At 62.6% G+C, this 20199-nt stretch carries 18 protein-coding genes; 9 read left to right on the top strand and 9 right to left on the bottom strand.

Features of this window, described 5'->3' with window-relative positions; translation table 11 throughout:
* Positions 1 to 117: 117 nt before the first annotated feature.
* The gene (locus ACTG4J_RS00195; protein WP_439136438.1) at positions 118 to 3072 is read left to right on the top strand and encodes an error-prone DNA polymerase; all 2955 of its coding nucleotides are present in this window, start codon (positions 118 to 120) and stop codon (positions 3070 to 3072) included.
* Here the strand turns inward: ACTG4J_RS00195 and pip are convergent.
* Complete coding sequence (gene pip / locus ACTG4J_RS00190) at positions 3008 to 3997, bottom strand: prolyl aminopeptidase (protein WP_439136436.1); 990 nt, start codon at positions 3995 to 3997, stop codon at positions 3008 to 3010. The two genes, ACTG4J_RS00195 and pip, sit on opposite strands and share 65 nt — an antisense overlap.
* A gap of 69 nt (positions 3998 to 4066) precedes the next feature.
* Between pip and ubiG the strand changes: the two genes are divergently transcribed.
* Positions 4067 to 4813, top strand: coding sequence for a bifunctional 2-polyprenyl-6-hydroxyphenol methylase/3-demethylubiquinol 3-O-methyltransferase UbiG (ubiG, locus tag ACTG4J_RS00185; protein ID WP_439136434.1), 747 nt, complete (start codon positions 4067 to 4069; stop codon positions 4811 to 4813).
* Here ubiG and ACTG4J_RS00180 read toward each other — a convergent pair.
* The 3 genes from ACTG4J_RS00180 to ACTG4J_RS00170 are packed head-to-tail and all read right to left on the bottom strand — an operon-like array spanning position 4810 to position 6336.
* On the bottom strand, positions 4810 to 5253 hold the full coding sequence (locus tag ACTG4J_RS00180; RefSeq protein ID WP_439136432.1) for a MarR family winged helix-turn-helix transcriptional regulator: 444 nt from the start codon (positions 5251 to 5253) through the stop codon (positions 4810 to 4812). The genes ubiG and ACTG4J_RS00180 overlap by 4 nt on opposite strands.
* Before the next feature lie 59 nt (positions 5254 to 5312).
* Positions 5313 to 5573, bottom strand: a complete 261-nt coding sequence (gene grxC, locus ACTG4J_RS00175) for a glutaredoxin 3 (protein ID WP_439136430.1) — start codon at positions 5571 to 5573, stop codon at positions 5313 to 5315.
* Positions 5574 to 5610: 37 nt separating this feature from the next.
* The gene (locus tag ACTG4J_RS00170) at positions 5611 to 6336 is read right to left on the bottom strand and encodes a double zinc ribbon domain-containing protein (protein WP_439136428.1); all 726 of its coding nucleotides are present in this window, start codon (positions 6334 to 6336) and stop codon (positions 5611 to 5613) included.
* A 47-nt stretch (positions 6337 to 6383) separates the two neighbouring features.
* Here ACTG4J_RS00170 and ACTG4J_RS00165 point away from each other — a divergent pair, with 47 nt between their 5' ends.
* A complete protein-coding gene (locus ACTG4J_RS00165; RefSeq protein ID WP_439136426.1) occupies positions 6384 to 7247 on the top strand; it encodes an SAM-dependent methyltransferase in 864 nt (287 codons plus the stop codon).
* Positions 7248 to 7257: 10 nt separating this feature from the next.
* On the top strand, positions 7258 to 8334 hold the full coding sequence (gene hemH / locus ACTG4J_RS00160; RefSeq protein ID WP_439136424.1) for a ferrochelatase: 1077 nt from the start codon (positions 7258 to 7260) through the stop codon (positions 8332 to 8334).
* A 273-nt stretch (positions 8335 to 8607) separates the two neighbouring features.
* On the opposite strand, the gene mutT is transcribed toward hemH, so the two are convergent.
* The 3 genes from mutT to ACTG4J_RS00145 are packed head-to-tail and all read right to left on the bottom strand — an operon-like array spanning position 8608 to position 11225.
* The gene (gene mutT / locus ACTG4J_RS00155; RefSeq protein WP_439136422.1) at positions 8608 to 9006 is read right to left on the bottom strand and encodes an 8-oxo-dGTP diphosphatase MutT; all 399 of its coding nucleotides are present in this window, start codon (positions 9004 to 9006) and stop codon (positions 8608 to 8610) included.
* A gap of 22 nt (positions 9007 to 9028) precedes the next feature.
* Entirely contained in the window at positions 9029 to 10360 is a 1332-nt protein-coding gene (argJ, locus tag ACTG4J_RS00150; RefSeq protein ID WP_439136420.1) for a bifunctional glutamate N-acetyltransferase/amino-acid acetyltransferase ArgJ, read from the bottom strand.
* Between the two features lie 25 nt (positions 10361 to 10385).
* Positions 10386 to 11225, bottom strand: coding sequence for a peptidylprolyl isomerase (locus ACTG4J_RS00145; RefSeq protein WP_439136418.1), 840 nt, complete (start codon positions 11223 to 11225; stop codon positions 10386 to 10388).
* Positions 11226 to 11448: 223 nt separating this feature from the next.
* Between ACTG4J_RS00145 and secA the strand changes: the two genes are divergently transcribed.
* The 3 genes from secA (at position 11449) to ACTG4J_RS00130 (ending at position 16810) form a co-directional block, all read left to right on the top strand.
* The gene (gene secA / locus ACTG4J_RS00140) at positions 11449 to 14157 is read left to right on the top strand and encodes a preprotein translocase subunit SecA (RefSeq protein WP_439136416.1); all 2709 of its coding nucleotides are present in this window, start codon (positions 11449 to 11451) and stop codon (positions 14155 to 14157) included.
* Positions 14158 to 14383: 226 nt separating this feature from the next.
* Positions 14384 to 15223, top strand: a complete 840-nt coding sequence (locus ACTG4J_RS00135; RefSeq protein ID WP_439136414.1) for a hypothetical protein — start codon at positions 14384 to 14386, stop codon at positions 15221 to 15223.
* Between the two features lie 18 nt (positions 15224 to 15241).
* Positions 15242 to 16810, top strand: coding sequence for a phosphate ABC transporter substrate-binding/OmpA family protein (locus ACTG4J_RS00130; RefSeq protein WP_439136412.1), 1569 nt, complete (start codon positions 15242 to 15244; stop codon positions 16808 to 16810).
* A 30-nt stretch (positions 16811 to 16840) separates the two neighbouring features.
* On the opposite strand, the gene radC is transcribed toward ACTG4J_RS00130, so the two are convergent.
* Positions 16841 to 17620: a RadC family protein gene (gene radC, locus ACTG4J_RS00125; protein ID WP_439136410.1), complete on the bottom strand. Its 780-nt coding sequence runs from the start codon at positions 17618 to 17620 to the stop codon at positions 16841 to 16843.
* Positions 17621 to 17669: 49 nt separating this feature from the next.
* Entirely contained in the window at positions 17670 to 18479 is an 810-nt protein-coding gene (gene map, locus ACTG4J_RS00120) for a type I methionyl aminopeptidase (RefSeq protein WP_439136408.1), read from the bottom strand.
* Positions 18480 to 18681: 202 nt separating this feature from the next.
* On the opposite strand from map, the gene ACTG4J_RS00115 reads away from it, so the two are divergent.
* Together ACTG4J_RS00115 and ACTG4J_RS00110 are read left to right on the top strand one after the other, a co-directional pair.
* Positions 18682 to 19410, top strand: a complete 729-nt coding sequence (locus ACTG4J_RS00115) for a competence/damage-inducible protein A (RefSeq protein WP_439136406.1) — start codon at positions 18682 to 18684, stop codon at positions 19408 to 19410.
* 9 nt (positions 19411 to 19419) lie between these two features.
* The gene (locus ACTG4J_RS00110) at positions 19420 to 20145 is read left to right on the top strand and encodes a GNAT family N-acetyltransferase (RefSeq protein ID WP_439136544.1); all 726 of its coding nucleotides are present in this window, start codon (positions 19420 to 19422) and stop codon (positions 20143 to 20145) included.
* Positions 20146 to 20199: the final 54 nt, after the last annotated feature.

The raw sequence follows: 20199 nt of genomic DNA, 5'->3' as shown, positions 1-20199 counted from the left end.
GAACCCTGCGCGCCCGGCGATCCAGTTCACGACCTGCGTGCCGATATGATCCCACCGATCTAGCGGGGTGGTTCATGCCCCTCCACAAGAGAACAAAAGGTGAATATACTCCGCCCCATGGGATTCGCGGAACTGTCCATCACCTCCAATTTCACCTTCCTCACCGGCGGTTCGCACCCCGAGGAATATGCAAGGCGTGCGGCGCTTCTGGGGCTTTCGGCCATCGCGATTGCCGATGTGAACTCGGTCTCGGGCATCGTGCGCGCGTGGTCAGAGCTGAAAAAGATCGGGCAAGAAATCGCGGATGCCAAATCCGCCCGCGCCGATCCCATCGGTCCGCCCAAGCCCGCCCATCTGCCCCCGCCCCCGCGCGCGCCCATCGACCATCTGCCGCGCCTGATGCCCGCCGCTTGTCTGGTGCTGACGGGTGGGCTGACCCTGACCGCCCTGCCGCGTGACAGGCTGGGATGGGGAAACCTGTGCCGCATCCTCTCGGCGGGGCGGCGGCGCGCGAAAAAGGGTGATTGCCACCTGACCGCTGACGATGTGCTGGAATTTGCCGATGGTTTGGCGCTGTTGCTACATTCCCCTGATCAGCCAAGCGCTGAATGGCGGCGCGAGGCCGCGCGGCTTGTCGCCGCGCGAAAGCCACAGATGCACCTGTTAATGGCGCCCGCCTATGACGGGCAAGATGAGGGCCGTTTCACCGCGGCGCGTATGCTGGCGCAATCGCTTGACCTGCGGCCCGTCGCCTCGGCCCGGCCGATCATGCATCATGGGGGCCGCCGCCGGCTGACCGATATCCTGACCTGTATCCGGCAAGGCGTGCGGGTCGAGGATCTGGGCACCCATGCCCTTGCCAATGCCGAACAACGCCTGCGCGGCGAGGGCGAGATGCGGCGCATCTTTCGCGACCACCCCGACGCGGTGGACCGCGCGGCCCAGATCGCCGAAAGCCTGCGCTTCGACATCGCCAGCTTGCGCTACGAATACCCCTCGGAAATCGCGGATGGGGAAACCGCCGCCGACCGCTTGCGGCGGCTGGCGCAGGCGGGGCTGGCATGGCGCTATCCCCAAGGCATCCCCGAGCGCGCGCAAACCCAACTGGAACACGAGCTGCGCCTAATAGGTAAGCTGGGGTATGAGCCCTATTTTCTGACCGTGAACGACATCGTGGAATTTGCCCGGTCGCGCGGCATCTTGTGCCAAGGGCGCGGGTCGGCGGCCAATTCCATCACCTGCTATGCGCTGGGGGTGACCAGCGTTTCCCCCGAGATCGGCACGATGGTCTTCGAGCGCTTCGTATCCGAGGCGCGGGGCGAACCACCCGATATCGATGTCGATTTCGAACATGAGCGCCGCGAGGAAGTGATCCAGCACATCTATGACCGCTATGGCCGCCATCGCGCGGGGCTATGCGCCACCGTGATCCACTATCGCGGCAAGCGTGCCGTGCGCGAGGTGGGCCGCGCCATGGGCCTATCCGAGGATGTGCTGTCGGCGCTGTCCTCGCAAATCTGGGGGTCATGGTCCAAGACCGGGCCGGAACTCTCCCGGCTGCGCGAAATCGGGCTCGACCCCGACAGCCCGCGCCTGCAGCAGACCATGGCGCTGATCGAAGAAATCATCGGCTTTCCAAGGCACCTGTCCCAGCATGTCGGCGGCTTCGTCATTACCGAAGGGCGGCTGGACGAACTGGTGCCGATCGAGAATGCCAGCATGGAGGACCGCACCGTCATCGCATGGGACAAGGATGATATCGACGCGCTTGGCATCCTCAAGGTCGATATCCTCGCCCTTGGGATGCTTTCTTGTATAAGAAAGGCTTTCGACCTTCTGCGCCAGCATCATCAGGCCGATTACACGCTGGCGACCCTGCCGCCCGAAGACCCGGCAGTCTATGATATGCTGTGCAAATCCGACACGCTGGGCGTCTTTCAGGTCGAAAGCCGGGCACAGATGAATTTCCTGCCGCGCATGCGCCCGCGCTGTTTCTACGATCTGGTGATCCAAGTGGCGATCATTCGCCCCGGCCCCATTCAGGGCGACATGGTCCACCCGTTCATAAGGCGGCGCAATGGCGAGGAGGCGGTCAGCTTTCCCTCCGACGCGCTGGGCCGCGTCTTGGGCAAAACGCTGGGCGTGCCGCTGTTCCAGGAACAGGCGATGCAGATCGCCATCACCGGCGCGGGCTTCACCCCTGAGGAGGCCGACGGGCTGCGCCGGGCGCTCGCCACCTTCAAGAAGCATGGGCATGTGGCCGAGTTCCGCACCCGCTTCCTGCGCGGCATGCGCGCCAACGGCTATGATGATGGTTTCGCCGAACGCTGCTTTTCCCAGATCGAGGGGTTCGGCAGCTACGGCTTTCCCGAAAGCCATGCGGCCAGCTTCGCGCTTTTGGTCTATGCCTCAAGCTGGCTGAAACGCCACCATCCCGGCATCTTTGCCTGCGCGCTTTTGAATTCCCAACCGATGGGGTTCTATGCACCCGCCCAGATCGTGCGCGATGCCCGCGAACATGGGGTCATGGTGCGGCCAGTCTGCATCAACCGCTCGCATTGGGACAATGTGATGGAACGCACCGAGCGCGGCGATCTGGCGCTTCGTCTTGGGTTTCGCCAGATCAAGGCCATGCGCGAGGATGAGGCCGATTGGCTGATCGCCGCGCGCGGCAATGGCTATACCACGCTCGAGGATGTCTGGCGGCGTGCTGGTCTGGCGGCAAGAACGCTCACCATTCTGGCCGAGGCGGATGCTTTCGCATCGATGGGCATCAGCCGCCGCGATGCGCTTTGGGCCGCCCGCGCCTTGGTGCCGAAAAAGGAATTGCCGCTGTTCTCGGGCGATCTGGATGGGGAAGGAATCGTGGAAGCCTCGGCCCACTTGCCCGCGATGACCGAAGGCGAGGCCGTAGTCGAGGATTACGTCGCCATGCGCCTGACGCTCAGATCGCATCCCGTGGCGCTGATCCGCGACCGGCTGAGCCCGGGGATCGACGGGCGATTACTCACAAACCGAACTTCACCCGCTTTTCCCCGACCTGCCCCATCACGCGGACAAGCTCTTGGCTGATACCCGGCTCTGAAAGGGCATGGCCCGCCGCCTTGATCATATGCAGCCGCCCCGAAGGCCAACCGCTGACCAGCCGAAAGGCCGAAAGCGGCGGGCAGATCATATCGTAGCGGCCCTGCACGATGGTGCCGGGGATTTGCGCGATCCGGTGCAGGTCGCGCAAGATCTGGCCATCGACCTCCAGAAAACCCTTGTTCACGAAGTAATGGTTCTCAAGCCGCGCAAAGGCACGGGCGTAATCGGCCGGCCCCTCGCCACCGCCACCGTCGCTTTCCATCGAGGCCAGCGCATTTTCCCATGCCGCCCAAGCGCGCGCATAGCGGGTCTCGATCATCAGATCGCCGGAAAACAGCCGCCGGTTATAGGCCGCGATCAGATCGCCACGCTCTTCTTCGGGGATCATGGCGACGAACCGGCCCCATTGGTCCGGCCAGAATTGCCCGGCACCGCCGCCATAGAACCAATCCAGCTCGCGCTGCATCGACAAGAAGACACCCCGCAGCGCCAGATAGGCGACATGTTCAGGGTGCGCCTGCGCATAGATCAGGCCAAGCGTGGCCCCCCAACTTCCGCCGAAAACCGCCCAGCGTTCGATGCCCAGCGTGTGGCGGATACGCTCGATATCGGCGACGAGGTGCCATGTGGTATTGGCGCGCACGCTGGCATGGGGCCGCGATCGGCCACAACCTCGCTGATCGAACAAGATGATGCGCCACAGCTCTGGGTCGAAATAGCGCCGCATCGCGGGGCTACAGCCCCCACCCGGCCCACCATGCAGCACAATGACCGGCGCACCATCGGGGTTGCCGACTTGCTCGACATAAATGTGATGCCCATCACCCACATCCAGCATGCGCTGATCGAAGGGATCGATCGGCGGGTAAAGATGGGCGACTGCGCGCTTTTGGCCGGAGAACTTGTCCATGCCACTCCTATATAGACCGACAATGATGGTCCGCCGCGATCAAAGTGACAGAATGTGAGGGAAGATTCCATGCCACAGGTCAACCAAACCGTCGATGACGCCGAAATCGCCAAATTCGAGGCGATGGCCACCGAATGGTGGGATCCGAACGGCAAGTTCAAACCGCTGCATATGCTCAACCCCACGCGGCTTGATTACATCACCCGCCAGATCGCGGCGGAATTCGGGCGCGATCTGACAACGGCTTTGCCTTTCGCAGGGTTGCGCATCCTCGATATCGGCTGCGGCGGGGGGCTTTTGTCCGAACCGATGGCGCGGCTGGGTGCCGATGTGGTGGGGGCGGATGCCGCACCGCGCAATATTCCCGTGGCCCAGATCCACGCACAACAATCGGGGCTCAACATCGATTACCGCCACACCACCGCCGAGGCGCTGGCCGATGCGGGCGAGCAATTCGATGTCGTGCTGAACATGGAGGTGGTCGAACATGTGGCCGACCCGCTGGCCTATCTGACCGCTTGTCAGCAGCTTTTGAAACCCGACAGGCTGATGATCTGCTCGACCATCAACCGCAATCCGAAAAGCTTTCTCATGGCGATCGTGGGGGCGGAATACGTGATGCGCTGGCTGCCCAAGGGCACCCATGAATGGGCGAAATTCATCACCCCCGATGAGCTTTACGCGCTGATCCGGCAGGCGGGCCTCGACCCGGTGGATCGCAAGGGATTCGTGTTCAACAAGCTGACCTGGGGCTGGTCGATATCTACGCGCGACCTGTCGGTGAATTACGTCACGGCATCGGTGAAACGGGGCTAGGCGTCGTCTTCCAGCCTCAGGCGCATCTCGCGGATCACGGGAATGGCTTGGCGCACGCGCTCGGTGCCGATCTCGCGCACGACCTCCGACAAGATCGGAGCGATGACGCTGATGGCCGCTTCGCGCGCCCGCCGCCCTGCGGGGCTAATCGACACAAGCTTGCGACGCGCATCATCCCAATCAGGCCGGATATGCACATACCCCGCCCATTCCAGCCGGTTGAGCGTGTTGGTCATCGCCCCGCGCGTGACATGAAAGACCCGCGCGATCTGTGCGGGTGTCTTTTCCTCACTGGACGCGGCAAGGTGGTTCAGCACCGAGAAATGGCTCAACTCCATCCCCTTGGGCAGTGCACGGCTCAGCCGGTTCCGCGCCAGCTGGTCGGCCATGAACATCTCACTGAAAAGTGCGATGGAAAGGGGATCTTCCGTGCTTGCCATGGCGCGATCTAGCCACCCATCACCCCGATCTGGCAAGGGGGCGAAGGGTCGCAAGTCCCTCAATTCTCGGTCAAAAGCGGGTCGAGTTTCCCTGCGCGGTCAAGGGCTGCCATATCGTCGAACCCGCCGATATGGCGCGTCCCGATGAAAATTTGCGGCACAGTATGGCGGCCATTGGCGCGGCCCATCATTTCTTGGCGCAGCTTGGGGTCGCGCGAGACATCATATTCGACGAAACTGGCACCCTTGGCACTCAAAAGGCGCTTGGCTGCATGGCAATAGCCGCATAGCGGCGATGTGTAGATCTCGATATTCGGCATCCGCGCATCCCCTTAGAAGGCGTGATTTTCCCTTGATCTAGCCATCACGGGCCACGCGCGCCAGTGCGATCACGTCAACGGCCGCGGCCCCGGCACTGAAACAGGCCTGCGTCGCGGCCGAAAAAGTCGCCCCCGAGGTCATCACATCGTCGATCAACAGCACCCGGCGCCCGGAAAGTTGCCCGCCATTACGGGGATGGGCCCTGATCGCGCTGTCGAGATTGGCGAAACGCCCATCGCGGTCACGCCCATCTTGCGTGGCGGTGTGGTGCGGCCGGATCAACCCATCGGCCAACCAATCGCGCCCCGAAACGTTTGCCAAGGCCTTGGCAAGCAACGCTGCTTGATTGAATCGCCGCATCGCTAGCCGCCGCCAATGCAGCGGGACCGGCACGATCAAGGGATCATCGGCCAAGAGATCGGCCCCTGCCCGCGCCAACCAAGGGCCAGCGGCGCGGGCCACTTCGGCCCGGTCAGCATGTTTCAAGCCCAAGACGAGCTTGCGGCCGTTATCGGCGTAATGCAGCACGGCGCGTCCACGCGCCCATGGCCGTGCGACACCATGACAATCCTCGCAGATCAGGGCCTCGCCCCCAATCGACTGGCCGGGCAGCCCCACGCCGCACAAATCGCAGGCTGCCCCGAAGATGAAGGGCGTTTGCCCCCAACACGACCCGCAAAGCGCGAAGTCACTGTCCACCCGCGCGCCGCAACACAGGCATTCAGGCGGAAAGACCGCACGGAGCAACGTTTGCAATCTCATCCCATTCCCCTAAGTAGCAGCGAACACCGCGACAGGATCCGACAGATTTGGCTCAGAACAGCCCACAGCCTCGCCTTGTGGACCCCGCCCGCCTTGCACGGTCGCGGGCGCGCGCGCGGCTGGATGTTGCGGGCTTCCTGCATGACGAGGCCAAGGCCGAGCTTCAGGAAAGACTGATCGACGTTAACAGAAGGTTTACAAAGCCTGCGCTGGTGACGCCGTTTCCCGAATATTGGGCCGATCTTGTTCCCGGCGCGCGGCTTGTCGCGCCTGATGATGTGCTTGATCTGACGCCCGGCGCGCATGATCTGGTGATCCATGCAATGGCGCTGCATTGGGCCGATGATCCGGTTGGCCAGATCGTGCAATGCCGCCGCGCGCTTGCCCCCGATGGTCTATTCCTTTCGGCGGCTTTCGGCGGCGAAACGCTGGTCGAGCTTCGCACCGCATTGGCGCAGGCCGAGACCGAGGTGATGGGCGGGCTTTCGCCTCGCGTGGCACCAATGGCCGAGATCCGCGACATGGGCGCATTGTTGCAGCGCGCGGGCCTTGCCCTGCCTGTGGCTGACCGCCTGCCCAAGACGGTGACCTATCAAGATGTCTTTGCCCTATTGGCCGATCTGCGCGCCATGGGCGAGACCAACGCGCTGGCCGATCGCCACCGCCGCATCCCGCCCCGCGCCCTTTTCGCCCGCCTGTCCCAGATCTATGCCAGCCGTTTTTCCGTCATAGGCGATGAAAAACGCATCCGGGCCAGCTTCGAGATCGTATTCCTCTCGGGTTGGGCGCCACATGACAGCCAACAAAAGCCCCTCCGCCCCGGTGCGGCCAAGGCGCGTCTTGCCGACGCGCTTGGTACATCGGAGTTTGACGAAACTGCCCGGCCGGTCCTACACCCGTCCGATGATTGAGGCCCCATAGATGAACATGATGTCCGAAACGCAAGCCGCCGCGCCCGCCAACGACCTGCCCCATGCGCCCGCCGATCACCCAAAGGTGAGTTTCGGCAAGGTCGGCATCTTGCTTGCCAATCTCGGCACGCCCGATCACTACAGCTATTGGCCGATGCGCCGCTACCTGAACGAGTTCCTCTCGGATCGGCGCGTGATCGACTACTCCCCTTGGATCTGGCAGCCGCTGTTACAGCTGATCATTCTGACCAAGCGGCCGTTCTCTTCGGGGGCCAACTACAAATCCATCTGGAACGAAGAGCTGAACGAAAGCCCCTTGATGACCATCACCAAGGCGCAGACGGCGCTGATGGCCGAAAAGATGGCCGCCCGTTACGGCGACCGAGTCGTTGTCGATTTCTGCATGCGGTACGGCAACCCCTCGACCAAGTCCAAGGTCGACGCGCTGATCGCACAAGGCTGCACCAAGATCCTGTTTTTCCCGCTCTACCCGCAATATGCCGGCGCCACCTCGGCCACGGCCTGCGACCAGTTCTTCCGCAGCCTCGAGAATATCAAGTGGCAGCCGATCGTACGCACGGTCGAGCCTTATTACGAAAGCCCCGCCTATATCGAGGCGCTGGCCCAATCGGTCGAGCGCGCCTATGCCGGTCTTGAAAACCGCCCCGATGTGCTGGTGTGCAGCTATCACGGCGTGCCCAAGCGTTACTTGCTGGAAGGCGACCCCTACCATTGCCAGTGCCAGAAAACCACGCGCCTGCTGCGCGAGCGGCTGGGCTGGGACAAGACCGAGATCGTGACCACCTTCCAAAGTCGCTTCGGCCCCGAGGAATGGCTGAAACCCTATACGGTGGAAGAGGTGGCGCGGCTGGCCGAGCATGGCAAAAAGCGCATCGCGGTGGTGGCCCCCGCCTTCAGCGCCGATTGCATCGAAACGCTCGAAGAGATCAACGAAGAGATCAAGGAAAGCTTCGAGCATGCGGGCGGTGAGGAATTCACCTATATCCCCTGCCTCAATGATGATTCCGCCCATATCGATGCGCTGGCCGGTGTGGTCGAAGACAACCTCAAAGGCTGGCTGGAATAACGTTCCTCACACGGTGGGAAGTGGATTTGCTGGATGGCCTGTGAACAAGCGGTCGCCGACGCGCACCGTGATCATGCCGTTATCATGCCGCAGCTCCAATGTGCCTTGGATAAAGACACTGCTTCCCAAAACGATGGTCACAAGCACGGCTGTTTTCCCCACAAAAAGCAAGCTGCGCGCAAGGTAGCCGAAGGCAGAGGGATTTTCTTTTTAAATTCATCATCTTAGGTTTGCCTTATGGCAATCTTAAGTTTATCGACCAACCAACGCTGATCACAGCCAATCGCGCAGAATGGGGATCAGCGGAATATCGGCCGGCGGCATGGGATAATCGCGCAGCGCATTGGCGCGCACCCATGCAAGGCGTTGACCCTCGCGGGCTTGCGGGATGCCCTTCCACTTCCGACAGGCGAAAAGCGGCATGAGCAGGTGAAAATCAGGGTAGCTGTGGCTGGCGAATGTCAGCGGCGCAAGGCACGAGGTCCAGGTGTCGATGCCCAACTCCTCTTGCAATTCACGCACCAAGGCGGCCTCGGGCGTTTCGCCCGGCTCGACCTTTCCACCGGGAAACTCCCACAGCCCTGCCATCGATTTACCTTCGGGGCGCTGCGCAAGCAGCACCCGGCCATCGCTGTCGATCAACGCGACGGCCGAGACCAAGATCGTTTTCATCAGCGCCCCTCCGGATCGACCTTCAAGACCGGTAATCCGCGTTGATGTCGATATAGGCATGCGTCAAATCACAGGTCCAAACCGTGGCCTTGCCGCGCCCAAGGCCCAGATCGACCGCGATCAGCAATTCCTGACCCTTCATGTATCCAGCGACCGTTTCCTCGACATAGCTTTCGGCGCGCCAACCTTTTTCGGCCACCAGATGCTCGCCGAAACGGATGGTCAACAAATCGCGCTCGGCCTTGGCGCCCGATTTGCCGACCGCCATGACGATGCGCCCCCAATTCGGATCTTGGCCCGCGATGGCGGTCTTGACCAAGGGCGAATTGGCAATGGACCGCGCAACACGGTCGGCGTCACGGGCCGAACTTGCACCCGTTACGCGCACCTCGACCAGCTTGGTCGCCCCTTCGCCGTCGCGCACGATCTGCAACGCCAGATCCCGCATCACAGCACCCAAGGCGGTGGCGAAGGCGCGTGCATCGCGGCCGCGCGTGCTGGTGATGGGCGTATTGCCCGCCTTGCCCGTCGCAGCCACCAATACCGCGTCCGATGTCGATGTATCGCTATCGACCGTCACCGCGTTGAAACTTTGCTTGGTCGCCGCCGACAGCATGGCTTGTAACGTGTCTTGGGCGATGACCGCATCGGTAAAGACATAGCCCAGCATCGTCGCCATATCGGGCGCGATCATGCCCGAACCTTTGGCAAAGCCCGCGATCTTGATCGTGTTGCCGCCGACCACCGCCTCGGCCATCGCGCCCTTGGGGAAGGTGTCGGTCGTCATGATCGCGCGCGCGGCGAGCGCGGCCTTGCCCGCGTCCAGCCCATCGACCAGCACGGGCAGAATATCGGTGATCTTGGCGGCGGGCAGCGGTTCACCGATCACCCCGGTCGAGCAGGTAAAGACATGGCCTGCAGGGATCTTCAGCGCCGTCGCGGCCGCCGCGGAGATCAGCGCCACATCGCTGGCGCCACGTTGGCCGGTAAAGGTATTGGCATTGCCCGAGTTCACCACGATGCCGAAACCCTTTTTCGGCGCGGGGCCAAGGGCGGCCAGCTTGGCCTGACAATCAAGCACCGCCGCCGAGCGGGTGGCCGAGCGAGTGAAGACACCCGCCATCACCGAACCCGCCGCAACATGGGCCAGCATCACATCTGTGCGGTTGGCATAGCGCACTCCCGCCTCGCCCGCCGCATAGCGCAAGCCGGCGATGATCGGCAGGTCGGGAAAGGCGGCGGGCGCCAAGGGCGAGACCTTGAGCGGGGCTTTTGCGGCGGTTTTGGCCGGTTTGGCCTTTTTGGCGGCCTTGTCCTTGGACTTGGCCCTTTTCTTCTTGTCGTCCTTTGCCATCCTCAACGTCCCCTGATGACCGCCGTTATTCGGCGAGCAGATCCAAATCCCGGATCATGGCCGGGTCAATCTGAATCTCGGGGCGCACGATATCGGCGGCGGCCGTATACTCGTCCATCGCTGCCGTAACGCGCGCACGACGCAACCCATCCTCAAGCTCGGGCCGCACCGCGTCCAACGTGGGGGGGGCTTGTTCGCGGGTCTCGTTCAGAACGATCACATGCCATCCGAACTGCGTCTCGACCGGGGCCGAAACCTCACCCACATCAAGCGCGAAAACAGCCTCTTCGAAGGTCGGCACCATCATGCCCGCTGTGAACCAGCCCAAGGCGCCGCCATTCGGACCCGATGGGCCGGTCGAACGCTCGCGCGCCAATTCCGCGAAATCGGCCCCTTCGGCGAGGGACGCAATCACAGCTTGGGCATCGGCCTCGTTTTCCAGCAGGATGTGGCTGGCGTTATACTCGGTGACCGGTCCGACGCTGCCAAATTGCGCATCATATTCAGCCTGTAGATCGGCCTCCGAAACGGCGGCACTACCGATACGGTCGACCAACGTGGCGGCCAGAAAGGCCCGGCGCTCGTTCTCGAGGCCCAAACGCTCGGTCAATCCGATATCGTCCGCGGCGACGGCGGCCAGCACCTCTTGCTGCACCAACTGCTCGAGCAACCCGTCGAGAAGGACGTTATCGGGCAAGCCTTGGTACTCGGGCGGAAGCACGCTGAGCATGGCGATCACATGGCCCAAGGTGATCTCGGTACCGCCCACACTGGCCAAAACAGTCCCCGCATCGACACTGTCTTGCGCAGCGACAGGCATGGCAAGGAGGAGGGACAGGGCGGTGCCCGCGAAAAATCTCTTCATGGAAAGGGTTCCTTTGCTATGGCGCGAGGGGTGTCGCCCGCGTTGACACCCATGTGGCGGCCCCTTATGTCGCTTGTCGAATGACATCGGGGCGCGGTGTATTGGCGCCGTAGATAGACTGACGCGATGGGCCGAACAACCCGGATGCCCCACACGATCGTTTGAGTTTTACCGGCCCGCGCGAAAAAACGCGCATCGCGGCCACCACAAAAAGGCGCATCACATGCTCGGATTGGGTTCGCTGGCGAAAAAGGTCTTCGGCTCTTCGAACGACCGCAGGGTCAAATCCGCAAATCCTCTTGTGGCACAGATCAACGCGCTGGAGGCTGCACATCAGGCGCTCTCGGATGCCGAGATCATCGCCAAGACCCAAGAGTTGCGCGACCGCGCCCAAGGCGGCGAAGATCTGAACGCGCTTTTGCCCGAAGCCTTCGCCAATTGCCGCGAAGCCGCGCGCCGGGCGCTTGGGCTGCGCGCCCATGATGTGCAGCTGATCGGCGGCATCTTTTTGCATCAGGGCAATATCGCCGAAATGAAAACCGGTGAAGGCAAGACGCTGGTCGCGACCTTTCCGGCATATCTCAACGCGCTATCGGGCAAGGGCGTGCATATCGTCACCGTCAACGACTACCTTGCGAAACGCGACGCGGAATGGATGGGCAAGGTCTATGCCGCCCTCGGCCTGACCACCGGCGTGGTTTACCCCCGTCAGCCCGATGATGAAAAGCGCGCGGCCTATGCCGCCGATATCACCTATGCCACCAACAACGAGCTTGGCTTCGACTATCTGCGCGACAACATGCGCGCTAGCCTGTCGGACATGGCACAGCGTGGCCACAACTTCGCCATCGTGGACGAGGTCGACAGCATCCTGATCGACGAGGCCCGCACGCCGCTGATCATCTCGGGCCCGACGCAAGACCGCTCGGAACTCTATATCACCATCGACAAGATCATCCCCGATGTGCAGGACGACCATTTCACCATCGACGAAAAGGCCCGCAGCGCGACCTTTAGCGATGAGGGAAATGATTTCCTCGAAGAGCGGCTGCTTCAAACCGGCCTCTTGCCCGAGGGGCAAAGCCTGTATGATCCCGAAAGCACGACCATCGTGCATCACCTGACCAACGCGCTGCGCGCCCACAAGCTATTCTTCAAGGATCAGCAATATATCGTGCGCTCGGGCGAGGTGGTCTTGGTCGATGAATTCACCGGCCGCATGATGCCGGGCCGCCGCCTGTCGGATGGTCTGCACCAAGCCATCGAGGCCAAGGAGGGCTGCGCGATCCAGCCCGAAAACGTCACCTTGGCAAGCGTTACTTTTCAGAACTACTTCCGCCTCTACGGCAAGCTGGCTGGCATGACCGGCACCGCCGCCACCGAGGCCGAGGAATTCATGGCGATCTACGGGCTTGGCGTGGTGGAGATCCCCACCAATGTGCCGGTCGCACGCCAAGACGATGACGACGCTGTCTATCGCACCGCGCGCGAGAAATACGAGGCCATCGTCGAGGCCATCCGCGAGGCGCATGCCAAGGGCCAGCCGGTTCTGGTCGGCACGACCTCGATCGAGAAGTCCGAGATGCTGGGCAATATGTTGGCCGCCGCCAAGCTGCCCCACAACATCCTGAACGCGCGCCAACACGAGCAAGAGGCGCAGATCGTCGCCGATGCGGGCAAGCTGGGCGCTGTGACCATCGCCACCAACATGGCCGGACGCGGCACCGACATCAAGCTGGGCGGCAACGTCGAGTTCCGCATCATGCAAGCCATCGCCGCCGATCCGACCGGCGATCATGCCGCGATCCGCGCCCGGATCGAGGATGAGCACCGCGCCGATGAACAAAAGGTCAAGGAGGCGGGCGGTCTTTACGTTCTGGCGACCGAACGGCACGAGAGCCGCCGCATCGACAACCAGCTGCGCGGCCGCTCGGGCCGTCAGGGCGACCCGGGGCGGTCCTCGTTTTTCTTGTCGTTGGAAGACGACTTGATGCGCATCTTCGGGTCGGAAAAGCTCGACAAGATGCTGTCGACCTTGGGCATGAAAGAGGGCGAGGCGATCGTTCACCCCTGGGTCAACAAATCGCTCGAACGCGCACAGGCCAAGGTCGAAGGGCGCAATTTCGACATCCGCAAGCAATTGCTGAAATTCGACGATGTGATGAACGACCAGCGCAAGGTCATCTTCGACCAGCGCCGCGAAGTCATGGGAGCGGACGATATCGCCGAGGTCACCGCCGATATGCGCCATCAGGTGATCGAAGATCTGGTCGACACCTACATGCCGCCGAAATCCTACGCCGATCAGTGGGAAGTGGACGAGATGGTCACCGCCGTGCGCGACACACTCGGCATCGACCCGCCGCTTGCCGATTGGGCGGCCGAAGATGGTGTGGATCAAGAGGTGATCCGCGATCGCCTCGAAGAAGCTGCGGATCACTACATGGCGGCCAAGGCCGCGCAATTCGGCCCCGAACAAATGCGTTCGATCGAAAAGCAGGTCTTGTTGCAGACAATCGATGCGAAATGGCGCGACCACCTGCTGACGCTTGAACATCTGCGCTCGGTGGTGGGCTTCCGCGGCTACGCCCAGCGCGACCCGCTGAACGAATACAAGACCGAAGGCTTCCAGCTGTTCGAATCCATGCTCGACGGGCTCCGCACGGATGTGACGGGCAAGCTCGCCCGCATCCAACCGCTCAGCGCCGAGCAGCAAGAACAGTTGATCCGCCAGTTGCAGGCCCAGCAAGAGGCAGCACAGCGCCAACTCGAGGCCGCCACCGCCGGCCCCGTGGGCGACGCCACCGCTGGCCCCGCCAGCGCGGGCTTTGTCGAAAGCGATCCCACGACATGGGGCAACCCCGGTCGCAACGACGCCTGCCCCTGCGGGTCTGGAAAGAAGTTCAAGCACTGTCATGGGCGGCTGAGCTGATCGCGCGGCAATTGCATCGCGTTTAGTGCCGGAATTCGAACAATATGCGGGAATGATCGTCACTGTTCACAAACAGTGACAGATTTCACCCCGCTTTTGCCCCATTCCGCCGCTATCGCAAAGCGCATCGAATTGCGCGGAGGCGGAAGCCATGGCTACGAAAACGGCGATTTTGCGGGCAAGTGCCCTGACGGCCCTGTGTCTTGCCCTGGGGGGCGGGATCGCGATGAGCGGGCTGTGGCCCGCGCGTGGAAACTCACAGACGCAAGCATCCGTTCCCGCCGAACTGCCGGCACCCGGTGCCGTACAGGGGCAAGCCGCTCAGATCGCGGATGTCGCAACGCCGGATATGCCACCACGCGCGCCCGCCCCAAGCTTCAGCGCTCTTGGTCTGCCATGCGGTCTTTCCGTGACAGCGACAGCGATGCCCGGCGCGATGGTGGCGCTCGATGTGTTCGACCCGTGCCGCCCGGAAGCCACTCTCGAGATCGCGCACGCCGGACTGTCCTTTTCCGCGCGCACCGATGTGATGGGGCTATTGACGGTCGATATTCCAGCCCTCGAAACACCGGCCTTCATCACGATCATCAGCGATACCGGCGACGAGACGATGGCGATCGCGGGTTTGCCCGATCTTGCCGAATATGCGCGCGTCGCCGTCACATGGGATGGCGATCTGGGCTTGGAGTTGCATGCCTTCGAAAATGATGCCGATTTCGGCGCGCCGGGTCATATCTGGCAAGAAATGCCCGGCGATATGGCCGCTATGCTTGCCGGAAATGGCGGCTTTCTGACTACCCTCGGTGACCCGCGCCTGCTGGCGTCAGGGCAGATCCAGATCTACACGGTTCCCCAGACCCGCGCCGCGGATGTGCGCCTGTCGCTCGACATTCCGATCAAGCCCGAGACATGCGGCCGCCCCTTGCGTGCGCAGGCCAAACAACTGAGCCAGAGCGGCGGTGTCGATATCTGGCCGATCACGGTGACATTGCCGGGCTGCGACGGCGTTGGTGATTTTCTCGTGTTGCAAAATCTCTTCGACGCTCCGAGACTCGCCGCGAATTGAGTTCTCGAGGCACGCCTTATGCTTCTTCGGTGCGGGTTCGCCTTTCGGCTGACCTTGTTGAGTATGTTGAGTTTCCTTCTGGTCGCACCCGTTGCTGCCCAAGATGTCGAACTGCGTTCGCTTGACGGTGATGTCCGTCTGGAGGGCACGCTGACCGCCTTTGACGGCACCTATTACCAGATCGACACCATTTACGGCCCGCTGACCGTCGCCGCCGAAGGGGTGGCCTGTGCCGGGCCGGGATGCCCCGATCTGATGAGCTTTACCGCCGAGGCACGGATCGCGGGCGAGGCCAGTGTGACCGAGACCTTGCTGCCCGCCCTGTTGCAGGGATTTGCCACTGATCACGCGATGGTGCTGCGTGGCCCCGAGCCGCGCGATGGGGCGATCGCCTATGCGTTGCTGCGACAAGACAACAGTGTCGCGGCCCGTTTCCTTTTGTCGTCGGGCAATAGCGACACCGGCTTTCTCGCGCTTTTGAACAACGAGGCGGATATGGCGCTTACCTTGCGCCGTCCCACCCAAGGCGAGCAGCGCGCAGACCGCGCCAGCGCCCCTGGCGACCCGCCGCTTACCCGCCGGGTCAGGGTTATTGCGCTTGATGCCCTCGTGCCGCTTGTCGCATCGGGCAATCCGATCGACGCGATTTCTCTCGACCATCTGACGGCCGTGTTTCGCGGCGAGATCGACAATTGGCAGGATTTGGGCGGCCCGGATGCGCCGATAGCCCGGCATATGCTGCGCGCCGATAACGGGATGACCCAATTCTTCGCGACACTGGCGCTTGGCACATCCGATGGCGAACTGACCCCGATGATCACCTATCATGCAAGCACGGCCGCACTGGCCGTTGCCGTGGCGCGCGATAATTTCGCGCTTGGTGTTTCGGGTCGATCACGCGAGGGCGCGGTGCGCAACTTGCCGCTGTTGGGGGATTGCGGATTGACCCAAGCCGCTGACGTAGATGCAATCAAGGCCGAGGATTATCCGCTGACCTTGCCGGTACATGCCTATCTGGCGCCACGGCGTTTACCGCAACTTGTGCAAGATTTCCTCGACTGGACCGAAACCGCCGAAGCCGAAGCCATCGTCGCCGCAATAGGTTACGTCGATCAAAGCCTGACCCGCATACCGCTGGACCGCCAAGGTGTGCGGCTGGCCAATGCTATCGCCGCGGCAACGGAAGAGGTGCCGCTAACGCAGCTACAACAGCTTGTGACACGCATGCGCGGAACCGAACGGCTTTCTGCCACGATGCGCTTTTCCGACGGATCAAGCGATCTCGATGCGCAATCGCGCGCGGCGGTGGCCCGGCTTGCCGCTGCCATCGAAAGCGGTGCCTTCGACGGGCGGCGGCTGATCTTCGCGGGGTTTTCCGACAGCGCGGGGGCGGCGGCGATCAATCTGCGGGTAGCCGCGCGGCGTGCGGAAACCGTGCGCGACGCGGTGCAAGCCGCAGCCGACGCTGCCACGCCGGGGCGCGTCACCTTCGAAATCGCCGCTTTCGGTGAGGCGATGCCGATGGCTTGCGAAGAAACGGAACAGGGCCGCGCCGTGAACCGGCGGGTCGAAGTCTGGCTTGATTGACCGCGTGGCTGCGCGATCGCGATGAAACGACTACAAGTATCCCTCGGCCCGAAAGCTGACCTCGCGCGCCTTGCCGATGATCAGATGGTCATGGATCACAAGGCCCAGTACCTGCGCGGCGTCGCGGATCGCATAGGTCATTTCGATATCCGCTTGGCTGGGGGTCGGATCGCCCGAAGGGTGATTATGCACCAAGATCAAGGCCGAGGCGTTCAACTCCAACGCGCGCTTGACCACCTCGCGCGGGTAAACGGGCACATGATCGACAGTGCCATCGGCCTGCGCCTCATCGGCGATCAGCACATTCTTGCGGTCCAGATACAGCACGCGGAATTGCTCCAGATCGCGATGCGCCATCGCGGTCTGGCAATAACGCAATAGCGCATCCCATGACGACAAAAGCGGCTTGCCGATGACCTGTGCGCGCGCCATGCGATGGCCCACGGCCTCCATCAGCTTCAACTCCAAGATCACGCGCGCACCCACCCCCGCCACTTCTTTCAGGCGGGCGGGCGGGGCGGCCATGACATGGTTGAGATCGCCGAAACGCTGCAACAGCCGCTTGGCCAGCGGTTTGGTGTCGCCACGCGGCAGCGCGCGAAACAGCACCATCTCCAGCAGCTCGTAATCGGGCATGGCATCGGCACCACCTTGGGTAAAGCGCGCGCGCAGCCGGTCGCGATGGGCATGGCGGTGCAACTCCGCTCCTTTGGAAGGGCCGGCCGCCACGGCCCGCACCGCACGGGCGCCACCCACCGGCAAGAACCGGGGTGAGGCTTCATCGAAGGCGAAGGATGGCTGCTCGGACATTCGGGCAGCCTGCGCAAGAAAGGTTAACGGCGGGTTAGCGCCACAACCGTCAGCCCCAGGTCGGATGGAATTTCCCGGCAGGCGAGAGGGTGAAAATCTCGCAGCCTGTCGCGGTCACGCCGATGGAATGTTCGTATTGCGCCGAAAGCGACTTGTCGCGGGTCACGGCTGTCCAATCATCTGCCAGAACCTTGGTCTCGGGCCGGCCAAGGTTCACCATCGGCTCGATGGTGAAAAACATCCCCTCTTCAAGCACAGGGCCGGTGCCGGGGCGGCCGTAATGCAGCACATTGGGGGGTGCATGAAACACTTGGCCAAGACCATGGCCGCAGAAATCACGCACCACCGACATGCGGGCCGCCTCGACATAGCTTTGGATCGCAAAGCCGATATCGCCGAAGCGATTGCCGGGGCGCACCGCCTCGATTCCCTTGAACAGCGCGTCATGCGTGACCTGCACCAGCCGCTCGGCCTTGCGGCCAAGGGTTCCGGCCACATACATCCGGCTGGTATCACCAAACCAGCCATCGACGATTACAGTGACATCGATGTTGAGGATATCGCCATCCTTGAGCACCTTGGCCCCGGGAATGCCGTGACACACCACATGGTTCACGCTGATGCAGCTTGCATGCTGGTAGCCGCGATAGCCGATCGTGGCAGATGTGGCCCCGGCGTCGGTCACCAGCCGCTCGATCTCGGCGTCGATCGCCTCGGTCGTCTGGCCGGGAAAGACCAAGGGCGCCATGGCATCCAGAATGCCCGCCGCAACCTGACCGGCGCGGTGCATGCCGGCAAAATCATCGGCGTCATGGATGCGGATGCCATCCCGTGTCAGGCGGCCATTGAAATCGTCCAAACCTTGGAGCCTCCAAATTTGCTGCAACTAAATTAGGCCCGGATCACACGGATTTCCAGTCAAGGAGATGTGACAAATCCTTACGCAACCCATTCCTGCCACGGCGATTTACCGACCCGACCGGCAATGGCGACATGACAGGGCTTGGAAAGCGCCGTTGCAGGGGCCTATACCGAGGCCCAGACAGAAAAGCGAGGCGCGCATGCACACCCCTACGGCCGCGATGCTGGTCATCGGCGACGAAATCCTCTCGGGACGCACCCGCGACAGCAATACGCACTTTCTTGCGCGCGCGCTGACCGATCACGGCATCCAGATGCGCGAGGCACGCGTCGTCAGTGATGAGCATGACACGATCAAAGCAGCCGTACAGAGCCTTTCGGCCAGCTATACCCATGTTTTCACATCCGGCGGGATCGGCCCCACCCATGATGATATCACCGCCGACGCAGTTGCCGATGCGATGGGGGCCGCGATCGGCGTGCGCGACGATGCCCGCGCCATCCTTCAGGCCCATTACGATGCCCGTGGCCAAGAGCTGAACGAGGCGCGCCTGCGCATGGCGCGCATCCCCGATGGGGCAATCTTGATCGACAACCCGATCTCGGCCGCGCCCGGCTTCAGCATCGGCAATGTCCATGTCATGGCTGGTGTGCCCACGATTTTCGAGGCGATGGTCGCCAGCCTGATACCGCGCCTGACCGGCGGGCCGCCAATGCTGTCGCAATCGATGCGCCTGTTGAAGGGCGAGGGCGATATCGCGGGGCCGTTGGGCACGCTTGCAGCCAGCCATCCCGAGGTTTCGATCGGTTCCTACCCGTTCCACCTCAACGGGGTTCACGGCACGAATATCGTGGTACGTAGCCAAGATGGTCCGGCAATCGACCGCGTGATGGCCGCCTTGTCGGGTCTTTTCGGTCCCGAAGCCTGAGGTATCGTGATGCGGCTCTGTGATCTTATGCCTGTGATCGCCGCGACATGGCCTACCGCCGAGCTTCATCAGCAAGGCCCGTTCATCGTGCCCGATGGGGCGGGCGGCGGCCAAAGGGTCAGCGCCGCGCGGCTATGCGATCCCTTGGCCGAAGACGCCACCGAGGCCGAGATCGACACCGCCATCGGCGGTCTTGCCGCACTTGGCCAGCCGCCGCTGTTCATGCTGCTCGACCATCAAGGCGCGCTGGATGCGCGACTGGCCGCGCGCGGCTTTAACCGCCGCGACGAGACATGCGCCATGACCGTACCAACGGCCGACATAGCCGCCCCACCGCCACCGATCACCTGTTTTCCGATCTGGCCGCCCTTGGCTATCCAGTCCGAGATCTGGGCCACAGGCGGGATCGGGCCGGCGCGGTTGGCGGTGATGGACCGCGCGCCATTGCCCAAGGCATCCTTTCTGGGCCGCACCCAAGATCGCCCTGCAGGCACCGCTTTTGTCGCAATCCACGACAGGATCGCGATGCTGCATGCGCTGGAAATCCTGCCTGTCCATCGTCGACGCGGCTTGGGCGCGACGATGATGCGCGCAGCCGCCAATTGGGCCTTGGACCAAGGTGCCGGGCATTTCAGCCTGCTTGTGACCGTTGAAAACAAACCGGCCTTGGGGCTTTATGCTTCCCTCGGTTTCTTGCCTGTGGGACAGTATCACTACCGAGCCAAAACCATCTGACGGGCCCATGACAAACCCCTTCCGCGGACGGCGGATCTTTCCTATCGCGGTCTT

The organism is Roseicyclus sp. (assembly GCF_965662675.1).
Lineage (GTDB): Bacteria > Pseudomonadota > Alphaproteobacteria > Rhodobacterales > Rhodobacteraceae > Roseicyclus.
The sequence above is the reverse complement of the archived record's forward strand: the minus strand, read 5'-3'. Positions and strand labels throughout refer to the sequence as shown.

Excerpts from the sequence above, each read along its gene's own strand:
- argJ (WP_439136420.1), bottom strand. The coding sequence starts at position 10,360 with ATGGCAAAGGACGACAAGAAGAAAAGGGCCAAGTCCAAGGACAAGGCC.
- grxC (WP_439136430.1), bottom strand. The coding sequence starts at position 5,573 with ATGCCGAATATCGAGATCTACACATCGCCGCTATGCGGCTATTGCCAT.
- ACTG4J_RS00130 (WP_439136412.1), top strand. The coding sequence starts at position 15,242 with ATGCTTCTTCGGTGCGGGTTCGCCTTTCGGCTGACCTTGTTGAGTATG.
- secA (WP_439136416.1), top strand. The coding sequence starts at position 11,449 with ATGCTCGGATTGGGTTCGCTGGCGAAAAAGGTCTTCGGCTCTTCGAAC.
- ACTG4J_RS00195 (WP_439136438.1), top strand. The coding sequence starts at position 118 with ATGGGATTCGCGGAACTGTCCATCACCTCCAATTTCACCTTCCTCACC.
- ACTG4J_RS00115 (WP_439136406.1), top strand. The coding sequence starts at position 18,682 with ATGCACACCCCTACGGCCGCGATGCTGGTCATCGGCGACGAAATCCTC.
- ACTG4J_RS00170 (WP_439136428.1), bottom strand. The coding sequence starts at position 6,336 with ATGAGATTGCAAACGTTGCTCCGTGCGGTCTTTCCGCCTGAATGCCTG.
- hemH (WP_439136424.1), top strand. The coding sequence starts at position 7,258 with ATGAACATGATGTCCGAAACGCAAGCCGCCGCGCCCGCCAACGACCTG.
- ACTG4J_RS00145 (WP_439136418.1), bottom strand. The coding sequence starts at position 11,225 with ATGAAGAGATTTTTCGCGGGCACCGCCCTGTCCCTCCTCCTTGCCATG.
- pip (WP_439136436.1), bottom strand. The coding sequence starts at position 3,997 with ATGGACAAGTTCTCCGGCCAAAAGCGCGCAGTCGCCCATCTTTACCCG.
- mutT (WP_439136422.1), bottom strand. The coding sequence starts at position 9,006 with ATGAAAACGATCTTGGTCTCGGCCGTCGCGTTGATCGACAGCGATGGC.
- radC (WP_439136410.1), bottom strand. The coding sequence starts at position 17,620 with ATGTCCGAGCAGCCATCCTTCGCCTTCGATGAAGCCTCACCCCGGTTC.
- ubiG (WP_439136434.1), top strand. The coding sequence starts at position 4,067 with ATGCCACAGGTCAACCAAACCGTCGATGACGCCGAAATCGCCAAATTC.
- ACTG4J_RS00110 (WP_439136544.1), top strand. The coding sequence starts at position 19,420 with ATGCGGCTCTGTGATCTTATGCCTGTGATCGCCGCGACATGGCCTACC.
- ACTG4J_RS00180 (WP_439136432.1), bottom strand. The coding sequence starts at position 5,253 with ATGGCAAGCACGGAAGATCCCCTTTCCATCGCACTTTTCAGTGAGATG.
- ACTG4J_RS00135 (WP_439136414.1), top strand. The coding sequence starts at position 14,384 with ATGAGCGGGCTGTGGCCCGCGCGTGGAAACTCACAGACGCAAGCATCC.